This window comes from Escherichia sp. WS568 (assembly GCF_046486085.1).
Lineage (GTDB): Bacteria > Pseudomonadota > Gammaproteobacteria > Enterobacterales > Enterobacteriaceae > Escherichia > Escherichia coli.
In genome coordinates this window covers 48,492-59,377 of record NZ_JBJQMC010000027.1, presented here as the reverse complement: position 1 = coordinate 59,377, position 10,886 = coordinate 48,492, and the positions used below count along the sequence as shown (strand labels likewise).

General features: G+C 53.4%; 9 protein-coding genes. 7 read left to right on the top strand and 2 right to left on the bottom strand.

Going from position 1 to position 10,886, the window contains the following annotated elements:
* Positions 1-312 precede the first annotated feature (312 nt).
* The 7 genes from lysO (at position 313) to ACJHWR_RS22140 (ending at position 9,430) form a co-directional block, all read left to right on the top strand.
* Positions 313-1,212: an L-lysine exporter LysO gene (gene lysO, locus ACJHWR_RS22170; RefSeq protein WP_053287701.1), complete on the top strand. Its 900-nt coding sequence runs from the start codon at positions 313-315 to the stop codon at positions 1,210-1,212.
* Between the two features lie 143 nt (positions 1,213-1,355).
* On the top strand, positions 1,356-3,008 hold the full coding sequence (gene hcp / locus ACJHWR_RS22165) for a hydroxylamine reductase (RefSeq protein ID WP_000458835.1): 1,653 nt from the start codon (positions 1,356-1,358) through the stop codon (positions 3,006-3,008).
* Between the two features lie 11 nt (positions 3,009-3,019).
* Entirely contained in the window at positions 3,020-3,988 is a 969-nt protein-coding gene (gene hcr / locus ACJHWR_RS22160; protein ID WP_000178691.1) for an NADH oxidoreductase, read from the top strand.
* 132 nt (positions 3,989-4,120) lie between these two features.
* A complete protein-coding gene (poxB, locus tag ACJHWR_RS22155) occupies positions 4,121-5,839 on the top strand; it encodes a ubiquinone-dependent pyruvate dehydrogenase (RefSeq protein ID WP_000815366.1) in 1,719 nt (572 codons plus the stop codon).
* Between the two features lie 36 nt (positions 5,840-5,875).
* Entirely contained in the window at positions 5,876-6,877 is a 1,002-nt protein-coding gene (gene ltaE / locus ACJHWR_RS22150) for a low-specificity L-threonine aldolase (protein WP_000566375.1), read from the top strand.
* A 10-nt stretch (positions 6,878-6,887) separates the two neighbouring features.
* The gene (locus ACJHWR_RS22145; RefSeq protein ID WP_001136540.1) at positions 6,888-8,318 is read left to right on the top strand and encodes an SDR family oxidoreductase; all 1,431 of its coding nucleotides are present in this window, start codon (positions 6,888-6,890) and stop codon (positions 8,316-8,318) included.
* 98 nt (positions 8,319-8,416) lie between these two features.
* The gene (locus ACJHWR_RS22140; RefSeq protein ID WP_001305933.1) at positions 8,417-9,430 is read left to right on the top strand and encodes an NAD-dependent epimerase/dehydratase family protein; all 1,014 of its coding nucleotides are present in this window, start codon (positions 8,417-8,419) and stop codon (positions 9,428-9,430) included.
* Here the strand turns inward: ACJHWR_RS22140 and amiD are convergent.
* Both amiD and ACJHWR_RS22130 read right to left on the bottom strand, forming a co-directional pair.
* Positions 9,427-10,257 (bottom strand): N-acetylmuramoyl-L-alanine amidase AmiD, encoded by an 831-nt coding sequence (amiD, locus tag ACJHWR_RS22135; protein WP_001255181.1) that lies wholly within the window; start codon positions 10,255-10,257, stop codon positions 9,427-9,429. The two genes, ACJHWR_RS22140 and amiD, sit on opposite strands and share 4 nt — an antisense overlap.
* On the bottom strand, positions 10,254-10,577 hold the full coding sequence (locus tag ACJHWR_RS22130) for a heavy metal-binding domain-containing protein (protein ID WP_001160731.1): 324 nt from the start codon (positions 10,575-10,577) through the stop codon (positions 10,254-10,256). Before ACJHWR_RS22130 ends, amiD begins: the two co-directional genes overlap by 4 nt.
* Positions 10,578-10,886 lie beyond the last annotated feature (309 nt).

Below are 10,886 nucleotides of genomic sequence, written 5' to 3'. Positions count from 1 at the left end.
ATTGCAACGATCCAGTCTGGTACTTTGATACCGTAAAATCTGGAGCGTCCATCTCATTATCCCTGTAAAACGCGCCCTCAGCCCACATCCATGTGGGCTGCCCCGGCCTTCGGGGAACGCTTCAGCGATTTTGACGCCACCAACACCGGTGCGGTTTGTAATTAAAGCGCAAGAACATCTTTAAATGAAAACGAATACTCTACTGCTCCTTATGCATAACATTTCCTTTTAATTGCAACTTTACTCGTCCTTCCGCTTTCAGTAGTGTGTCATCGCGCATTTCGACTTCATCTTTGCAAGGACTGGGTTTTCATGTTTTCTGGGCTGTTAATCATTCTGGTTCCCCTGATTGTGGGTTACCTCATTCCGCTTCGCCAAAAAGCTGCATTAAGAGTTATTAATCAGCTATTAAGCTGGATGGTTTACCTTATTCTCTTTTTTATGGGTATCAGTCTGGCGTTTCTCGATAACCTCGCCAGTAACCTGTTGGCGATTCTGCATTATTCTGCTGTCAGTATTACCGTTATTTTACTGTGTAATATTGCCGCCCTGATGTGGCTGGAGCGCGGCCTGCCATGGCGCAACCACCATCATCAAGAAAAACTCCCGTCGCGTATTGCGATGGCGCTGGAGTCGCTAAAACTGTGCGGCGTAGTAGTGATTGGTTTTGCCATTGGCCTGAGTGGACTGGCTTTCTTACAACATGCGACCGAAGCCAGTGAATACACCTTAATTCTGCTACTTTTCCTCGTCGGTATTCAGTTGCGCAATAATGGCATGACCTTAAAGCAGATTGTCCTTAATCGCCGGGGAATGATTGTCGCCGTGGTGGTGGTTGCCAGTTCATTAATTGGTGGTTTAATTAACGCCTTTATTCTTGATCTTCCCATCAATACCGCGCTGGCAATGGCCTCCGGTTTCGGCTGGTATTCTCTTTCCGGTATTTTATTGACCGAATCTTTTGGTCCGGTAATCGGGAGCACGGCGTTTTTTAATGATCTGGCCCGTGAGCTGATTGCTATTATGTTGATCCCTGGGCTGATTCGCCGTAGCCGCTCGACTGCACTGGGCTTATGTGGTGCGACGTCGATGGATTTCACCCTGCCCGTTCTTCAACGTACTGGCGGGCTGGATATGGTCCCGGCGGCGATTGTTCACGGTTTTATTCTTAGCCTGTTAGTGCCGATCCTCATCGCCTTTTTCTCTGCATAATACCTCTCTGGCGGTAGATCCCTGCCGCCAAAATTGCGCTAAATCAATCTCCCCTAAAGTTGCATTAAAAATCTCTTTTATCCCCGCGTTAAGCGTCTTAACCTTAAACATGTATATTAAATATAACTTTAAAAGGTGTGATCATGTTTTGTGTGCAATGTGAACAAACTATCCGTACTCCGGCAGGAAACGGCTGCTCATACGCGCAGGGGATGTGTGGTAAAACGGCGGAAACCTCTGACCTTCAGGATTTACTCATCGCGGCGCTGCAAGGGCTTTCGGCCTGGGCGGTAAAAGCGCGTGAATACGGCATCATCAACCACGATGTAGACAGCTTTGCACCACGTGCCTTTTTCTCAACCCTGACCAACGTTAACTTCGATTCCCCGCGTATTGTCGGCTACGCTCGTGAAGCGATTGCCCTGCGCGAGGCGCTGAAAGCACAATGCCTGGCTGTAGAAGCCAACGCCCGCGTCGATAACCCGATGGCTGACCTGCAACTGGTGAGCGACGATCTCGGCGAGCTGCAACGTCAGGCAGCAGAATTTACCCCTAACAAAGATAAAGCGGCGATTGGCGAAAACATTCTCGGCCTGCGTCTGCTGTGCCTGTATGGCCTGAAAGGTGCGGCGGCCTATATGGAACACGCGCATGTTCTCGGTCAATACGACAACGATATTTATGCCCAGTACCATAAAATCATGGCGTGGCTGGGGACCTGGCCTGCCGATATGAACGCGCTTCTTGAGTGTTCAATGGAAATCGGCCAGATGAACTTCAAAGTGATGAGCATTCTGGATGCAGGCGAAACCAGTAAATACGGTCACCCGACGCCAACCCAGGTCAACGTCAAAGCGACGGCAGGTAAATGCATTCTGATTTCCGGTCACGATCTCAAAGATCTCTACAACCTGCTGGAACAGACCGAAGGCACGGGCGTTAATGTCTACACCCACGGTGAAATGCTGCCTGCGCATGGCTACCCGGAGCTGCGTAAATTCAAGCATCTGGTCGGTAACTACGGCAGCGGCTGGCAGAATCAGCAAGTGGAGTTCGCTCGTTTCCCTGGCCCCATCGTGATGACCTCGAACTGCATCATCGACCCAACCGTAGGCGCTTATGACGATCGTATCTGGACCCGCAGCATCGTTGGCTGGCCGGGTGTGCGTCATCTGGATGGCGAAGATTTCTCTGCGGTCATTGCCCAGGCGCAACAAATGGCAGGCTTCCCGTACAGCGAAATTCCGCACCTGATCACCGTGGGCTTTGGCCGCCAGACGCTGCTTGGCGCAGCGGATACGCTGATTGATCTGGTGAGCCGTGAAAAACTGCGTCATATCTTCCTGCTTGGTGGCTGTGACGGCGCACGCGGCGAACGTCACTACTTCACCGATTTCGCCACCAGCGTGCCGGATGACTGCCTGATCCTGACCCTCGCCTGTGGTAAATATCGCTTTAATAAACTTGAGTTTGGCGATATCGAAGGTCTGCCGCGTCTGGTAGATGCAGGTCAATGTAACGATGCTTACTCAGCGATTATTCTGGCTGTCACTCTGGCAGAGAAACTGGGCTGCGGAGTCAACGATCTGCCGCTGTCGCTGGTGCTATCCTGGTTTGAACAGAAAGCGATTGTCATTCTGCTGACGCTGCTTTCTCTGGGTGTGAAAAATATCGTCACCGGCCCGACTGCACCTGGTTTCCTGACACCAGACCTGCTGGCAGTGCTGAACGAGAAATTCGGCCTGCGTTCTATCACCACTGTTGAAGAAGACATGAAGCAACTGTTGAGCGCGTAAGGAGTTTGTCGATGACGATGCCAACGAATCAATGCCCGTGGCGGATGCAGGTTCATCACATTACGCAAGAAACGCCGGATGTGTGGACGATTTCCCTGATTTGCCACGATTACTACCCATATCGCGCCGGGCAATATGCACTGGTCAGCGTGCGTAACTCAGCGGAAACGCTGCGTGCTTACACCATTTCCTCCACGCCAGGCGTGAGTGAATACATCACCCTGACTGTGCGGCGGATTGATGACGGTGTCGGCTCCCGGTGGCTGACGCGCGATGTAAAACGCGGTGATTATCTCTGGCTTTCGGACGCGATGGGGGAATTTACCTGCGACGATAAAGCAGAAGATAAATTCCTGTTGCTGGCGGCAGGCTGCGGCGTTACGCCGATTATGTCGATGCGTCGCTGGCTGGCGAAGAACCGTCCACAGGCCGATGTGCAGGTGATCTACAACGTGCGTACGCCGCAGGATGTGATTTTCGCCGATGAGTGGCGTAACTATCCGGTAACGCTGGTGGCGGAAAATAACGTTACCGAAGGCTTTATCGCTGGTCGTCTCACTCGCGAACTGCTGGCAGGTGTCCCTGATTTAGCCTCACGTACCGTGATGACCTGTGGCCCTGCTCCATATATGGATTGGGTAGAGCAGGAAGTGAAAGCGCTCGGCGTGACGCGTTTCTTTAAAGAGAAATTCTTCACCCCAGTAGCGGAAGCGGCGACCAGCGGTCTGAAATTCACCAAACTGCAACCGGCACGAGAATTTTACGCCCCGGTTGGCACCACGCTACTGGAGGCGCTGGAAAGCAATAACGTTCCGGTTGTCGCCGCCTGCCGCGCAGGTGTTTGCGGCTGCTGTAAGACGAAAGTGGTTTCCGGTGAATATACGGTGAGCAGCACAATGACGCTGACCGACGCCGAAATCGCTGAAGGTTACGTACTGGCCTGCTCCTGCCATCCGCAGGGGGATTTGGTTCTCGCATAATCGCCTGATGCCCGATGATATTCCTTTCATCGGGCTATTTAACCGTAAGTGCCTCCTTTTTCTCCCATCCCTTCCCCCTCCGTCAGATGAACTAAACTTGTTACCGTTATCACATTCAGGAGATGGAGAACCATGAAACAAACGGTTGCAGCATATATCGCCAAAACACTCGAATCGGCAGGCGTGAAACGCATCTGGGGAGTCACGGGCGACTCTCTGAACGGTCTTAGCGACAGTCTTAATCGCATGGGCACCATCGAGTGGATGTCCACCCGGCATGAAGAAGTGGCGGCGTTTGCCGCTGGCGCTGAAGCACAACTTAGCGGAGAACTGGCGGTCTGTGCCGGATCGTGCGGTCCCGGTAACCTGCACTTAATCAACGGCCTGTTCGATTGCCACCGCAATCACGTTCCGGTACTGGCGATTGCCGCTCATATTCCCTCCAGCGAAATTGGCAGCGGCTATTTCCAGGAAACCCACCCACAAGAGTTATTCCGCGAATGTAGTCACTATTGCGAGCTGGTTTCCAGCCCGGAGCAGATCCCACAAGTGCTGGCAATTGCTATGCGCAAAGCAGTGCTAAACCGTGGCGTTTCCGTTGTCGTGTTACCGGGCGACGTGGCGTTAAAACCTGCACCAGAAGGGGCAACTACCCACTGGTATCATGCGCCACAGCCAGTCGTGACGCCGGAAGAAGAAGAGTTACGCAAACTGGCGCAACTGCTGCGTTACTCCAGCAATATCGCCCTGATGTGCGGCAGTGGCTGCGCGGGGGCGCATAAAGAGTTAGTTGAGTTTGCCGGGAAAATTAAAGCGCCTATTGTTCATGCCCTGCGCGGTAAAGAGCATGTCGAATACGATAATCCGTATGATGTCGGAATGACGGGATTAATCGGCTTCTCGTCAGGTTTCCATACCATGATGAATGCCGATACGTTAGTGCTGCTCGGCACGCAATTTCCCTACCGCGCGTTCTACCCGACCGATGCCAAAATTATTCAGATTGATATCAACCCAGCCAGCATCGGCGCGCATAGCAAGGTAGATATGGCGCTGGTCGGCGATATCAAATCAACCCTGCGGGCATTGCTGCCACTGGTGGAAGAAAAAACCGATCGCAAGTTTCTGGATAAAGCGCTGGAAGATTACCGCGACGCCCGCAAAGGGCTGGATGATTTAGCTAAACCGAGCGAGAAAGCCATTCACCCGCAATATCTGGCGCAGCAAATTAGTCATTTTGCCGCCGATGACGCCATCTTTACCTGTGACGTTGGTACGCCAACGGTGTGGGCGGCACGTTATCTGAAAATGAACGGCAAGCGTCGTCTGTTAGGTTCGTTTAACCACGGTTCGATGGCTAACGCCATGCCGCAGGCGCTGGGTGCGCAGGCAACCGAGCCGGAACGTCAGGTGGTCGCCATGTGCGGCGATGGCGGTTTCAGTATGTTGATGGGCGATTTCCTCTCAGTAATGCAGATGAAATTGCCAGTGAAAATTATCGTCTTTAATAACAGCGTGCTGGGCTTTGTGGCGATGGAGATGAAAGCCGGAGGCTACCTGACAGACGGTACTGAGCTGCACGACACCAACTTTGCCCGCATTGCCGAAGCGTGCGGAATTACGGGTATTCGCGTGGAAAAAGCCTCTGAAGTCGATGAAGCCCTGCAACGCGCCTTTTCCATCGACGGTCCGGTGTTGGTGGATGTGGTAGTAGCCAAAGAAGAGTTAGCCATTCCACCGCAGATCAAACTTGAACAGGCCAAAGGATTTAGCTTGTATATGTTGCGCGCAATCATCAGCGGACGCGGTGATGAAGTGATCGAACTGGCGAAAACGAACTGGCTAAGGTAAAAAGGGTGGCATTTCCCGTCATAATAAGGACATGCCATGATTGATTTACGCAGTGATACCGTTACCCGACCGAGCCGCGCCATGCTCGAAGCAATGATGGCCGCCCCGGTTGGGGACGACGTTTACGGAGACGACCCTACCGTTAATGCTCTGCAGGACTATGCGGCAGAGCTTTCCGGTAAAGAAGCCGCCATTTTTCTGCCGACCGGCACCCAGGCTAACCTGGTCGCTCTGCTCAGTCACTGCGAACGCGGCGAAGAGTATATTGTCGGTCAGGCCGCACACAACTATCTGTTTGAAGCCGGTGGCGCAGCGGTGCTGGGCAGTATTCAACCGCAACCCATCGACGCGGCTGCCGACGGCACGCTACCGCTGGATAAAGTGGCGATGAAAATCAAACCCGACGATATCCATTTCGCCCGCACCAAATTACTCAGTCTGGAAAACACTCACAACGGCAAAGTGCTACCGCGTGAATACCTCAAAGAAGCATGGGAATTTACCCGCGAGCGCAATCTGGCGCTGCATGTGGACGGTGCGCGCATCTTTAATGCTGTGGTGGCTTACGGCTGCGAACTGAAAGAGATCACACAATATTGTGATTCGTTCACCATTTGCCTGTCGAAAGGTCTTGGGACGCCAGTCGGTTCATTACTCGTCGGTAATCGTGATTACATTAAACGTGCCATTCGCTGGCGGAAAATGACAGGTGGCGGGATGCGCCAGTCCGGCATTCTGGCTGCCGCCGGAATATATGCCCTGAAAAATAACGTTGCGCGCTTGCAGGAAGACCACGACAACGCTGCCTGGATGGCGGAGCAGCTGCGTGAAGCAGGCGCGGATGTGATGCGTCAGGACACCAATATGCTGTTTGTTCGCGTCGGGGAAGAAAATGCTGCCGCGTTAGGCGAATACATGAAAGCGAGAAACGTGCTGATTAACGCCTCGCCGATTGTCCGCCTGGTGACGCATCTTGACGTCTCGCGCGCTCAGCTGGCGGAAGTCGCCGCCCACTGGCGCGCATTCCTGGCGCGTTAAGGAGGGAGACGTGCCGCAACGCATTTTAGTTCTCGGTGCCAGTGGCTACATTGGTCAGCATCTGGTGCGAACACTCAGCCAGCAGGGGCATCAGATCCTGGCGGCGGCACGTCATGTCGACAGGCTTGCAAAGCTGCAACTGGCAAATGTCAGTTGCCATAAAGTCGATCTCAGCTGGCCGGATAACCTTCCGGCCCTGTTGCAGGATATCGATACGGTCTATTTTCTGGTGCACAGCATGGGCGAAGGCGGCGATTTTATCGCTCAGGAGCGCCAGGTGGCTCTCAACGTCCGCGATGCGCTACGTGAAGTCCCAGTTAAGCAATTAATCTTTCTCAGTTCGTTGCAGGCCCCGCCACATGAGCAGTCGGACCATCTGCGCGCCCGTCAGGCTACGGCGGATATTCTTCGTGAAGCGGGTGTCCCGGTGACCGAATTGCGTGCCGGAATAATCGTTGGTGCAGGTTCAGCGGCGTTCGAAGTCATGCGCGATATGGTCTACAACCTGCCGGTGTTAACGCCGCCACGCTGGGTTCGTTCACGCACCACGCCCATCGCGCTGGAAAACTTGCTGCACTATCTGGTGGCGCTGTTAGACCATCCAGCCAGCGAACATCGCATCTTCGAAGCCGCCGGACCAGAAGTGCTCAGTTATCAGCAACAGTTTGAACATTTTATGGCGGTGAGCGGTAAGCGCCGCTGGTTGATCCCCATCCCCTTCCCCACCCGCTGGATTTCGGTGTGGTTTCTCAATGTGATTACTTCCGTACCGCCCACTACCGCCAAAGCGTTGATTCAGGGGCTGAAACACGATCTGCTGGCAGATGACACCGCGTTACGTGCACTCATCCCACAACGGCTGATTGCTTTCGATGACGCGGTACGTCGCACCCTGAAAGAGGAAGAAAAGCTGGTCAACTCCAGCGACTGGGGATACGACGCTCAGGCCTTTGCCCGCTGGCGACCGGAGTACGGTTATTTCGCCAAACAGGCGGGGTTTACCGTTAAAACGTCCGCCAGCCTTGCGGCTTTATGGCAGGTGGTGAATCAAATCGGCGGTAGAGAGCGTTATTTCTTTGGTAATATTTTGTGGCAGACCCGGGCGCTGATGGACCGCGCGATCGGTCATAAGCTGGCGAAAGGCCGCCCGGAGCGTGAATATTTGCAAACTGGCGATGCGGTAGACAGCTGGAAAGTGATTATCGTCGAGCCGGAAAAACAACTTGCGTTGTTATTTGGCATGAAAGCGCCGGGGCTGGGACGACTGTGTTTTACCCTGGAAGATAAAGGCGACTATCGTACTATCGATGTTCGCGCATTCTGGCATCCGCACGGGATGCCGGGGCTGTTTTACTGGTTACTGATGATCCCCGCGCATCTGTTTATTTTTCGCGGAATGGCAAAACGAATCGCCAGACTGGCAGAACAAAGCACAGATTAATCGACAAAACCTGCGTTATTCTTTCATGTTTCCCATTGCATCATAGGGGAAATCACGGAAGAATGCGCACGTCATTTTCTCAACAACAGTGGATTGATATGAAGGTACTGGTTACCGGCGCCACCAGCGGCTTAGGTCGAAACGCGGTAGAGTTTTTATGCCAGAAAGGCATCAGCGTGCGTGCGACCGGTCGCAACGAGGCAATGGGTAAATTGCTGGAAAAAATGGGCGCAGAGTTTGTTCCGGCGGATCTGACCGAGCTGGTCTCATCACAAGCTAAAGTGATGCTCGCAGGCATTGATACGCTGTGGCACTGCTCCAGCTTTACCTCGCCCTGGGGGACACAACAGGCTTTCGATCTGGCTAACGTTCGCGCCACTCGCCGCCTGGGTGAATGGGCTGTCGCCTGGGGTGTGCGTAACTTTATTCATATCTCTTCCCCCTCCCTGTACTTCGATTATCACCACCATCGCGATATTAAAGAAGATTTTCGCCCTCACCGCTTCGCCAACGAGTTTGCCCGTAGCAAAGCAGCCAGCGAAGAAGTGATCAATATGCTTTCGCAGGCGAATCCACAAACGCGCTTTACTATTCTGCGCCCACAAAGTCTGTTCGGACCGCACGATAAAGTCTTTATCCCCCGTCTGGCGCATATGATGCACCACTACGGCAGCATTCTGTTACCGCACGGCGGCAGTGCGCTGGTCGATATGACCTACTATGAAAATGCCGTGCACGCCATGTGGCTGGCAAGCCAGGAAGCCTGCGATAAGCTACCTTCCGGGCGTGTGTACAACATCACCAACGGCGAGCATCGCACACTGCGCAGCATCGTGCAGAAGCTGATCGATGAGTTGAATATTGACTGTCGTATTCGTTCGGTTCCTTACCCGATGCTGGATATGATCGCCCGCAGCATGGAGCGTTTAGGCCGCAAGTCAGCAAAAGAGCCGCCGCTGACCCACTACGGCGTCTCCAAGTTGAATTTTGACTTTACGCTGGATATTACGCGTGCGCAGGAAGAGTTAGGTTATCAACCAGTCCTCACCCTGGATGAAGGTATCGAGAAAACTGCCGCCTGGCTACGCGACCACGGAAAACTGCCGCGCTAATCCTGCCCGTATTTCTCCAGCAACGCTTCGGCAATCGCCTGAGTTTCTGCATCCGCTTCGCCGTTGTATAACGTCGGGCGGAAATGCATCTGGAACGCCATAATCACGCGCCGCTGCTCGCGCGGTGTCATATCAGGTTTAACGTCATAACCGTAGCGCGCCAAAAGCTCCAGCAATGACGCGGTATCTACCGGTGTGTGCGGCGCGCGCCCGGCAAGGTAAAAGTTCACCCGCTGCGCATCCGGCCAGGCACCAATCCCCTGCTGCGCCAGTTGCTGCCAGGGAAATAATGGCCCCGGATCGTCTTTGCGCTGCGGGGCGATATCCGCATGTGCCACTACGTTTTCCGGCTTGATGTGATAACGGGCAATAATATCTTTCGCCAGTGGAATAAGCGCCTGAATCTGTGCCGGTTCAAACGGGGCAAAATATTTCACTCCGGCTGATTTCTGCCAGCCACGGTTTTCCAGCTCAATGCCAATAGAGGTGTCGTTAAGGCGCGTTGCCCCGCGCCAGGCGCTAATCCCCGCATGCCAGGCCAGTTCCTGTTCCGGCACCAGTTGCCAGATGCGCGGTTTACCGTTGTATCGCGGTGGCACCGCAGGGACCAGATAATGCGAGCTGACCTGCTTGTCGGTCAGTGTCGCCAGCGAGCTATCAAAATCATCTGCGGTGTAGTGGATAACCATCACTTTAATGCGCGGATACGCCGCCTGCGCCTGGCGTCGGGTATCAAGCTGATATCCCTCTTTCTCGACAATGCCCTTTTCGCCTGCACACCCTGCCAGTAACAGAGCGGCGGCGACCAGCCAGAAGACTCTTCTCATCGACGCGTTTTCACCGCCGTACCGCTGACGCTAACCATCAGCATACTGCCGTTTTGCCCGACCGTTTCATAGTCGATATCAATACCGACTACGGCATCGGCCCCCAGCGCCCGGGCCTGATCGCCGAGCTCCTCAAAGGCGATCTCCCGCGCTTTACGCAATTCTTTTTCATAAGCCCCGGAGCGTCCGCCAACGATATCGCGGATACCGGCAAAGAAATCACGGAAAATATTGGCACCTAAAATCGCTTCGCCGGTCACCACACCGCAATATTCGACGATGGTCTGGCCTTCCAGAGTTGGGGTTGTAGAAAATTGCATGATCGATCTCCTTGTTTGTTAAGCCTTCGATCTCTAAAGCATTATCGGACTGATATGCCATGTTGGGAAGAAGGTTTTGATCAGTTTAGGAAATCATCTCATTGTGTCAAAAACAGGTACATAAGCCTGTACAATTATCTGTTTCGTAACCGGATATTGGTTTCATTATGGAGCACCGCTTACCTGCCCTATTATGTTGTGCCGGCAACATTAATGAGTGGGAAGAGCCAACTTATATTGTAAATGATTCCTAAAGTCTTCCCCATCTTGCGCCTGAGGTATATACCTCTGGATTGCTTTTTGGTCAGC

Coding starts and splice junctions, on each gene's coding strand:
- amiD (WP_001255181.1), bottom strand. CDS start 10,257: ATGAGAAGAGTCTTCTGGCTGGTCGCCGCCGCTCTGTTACTGGCAGGG.
- hcp (WP_000458835.1), top strand. CDS start 1,356: ATGTTTTGTGTGCAATGTGAACAAACTATCCGTACTCCGGCAGGAAAC.
- hcr (WP_000178691.1), top strand. CDS start 3,020: ATGACGATGCCAACGAATCAATGCCCGTGGCGGATGCAGGTTCATCAC.
- lysO (WP_053287701.1), top strand. CDS start 313: ATGTTTTCTGGGCTGTTAATCATTCTGGTTCCCCTGATTGTGGGTTAC.
- poxB (WP_000815366.1), top strand. CDS start 4,121: ATGAAACAAACGGTTGCAGCATATATCGCCAAAACACTCGAATCGGCA.
- ltaE (WP_000566375.1), top strand. CDS start 5,876: ATGATTGATTTACGCAGTGATACCGTTACCCGACCGAGCCGCGCCATG.
- ACJHWR_RS22140 (WP_001305933.1), top strand. CDS start 8,417: ATGAAGGTACTGGTTACCGGCGCCACCAGCGGCTTAGGTCGAAACGCG.
- ACJHWR_RS22130 (WP_001160731.1), bottom strand. CDS start 10,577: ATGCAATTTTCTACAACCCCAACTCTGGAAGGCCAGACCATCGTCGAA.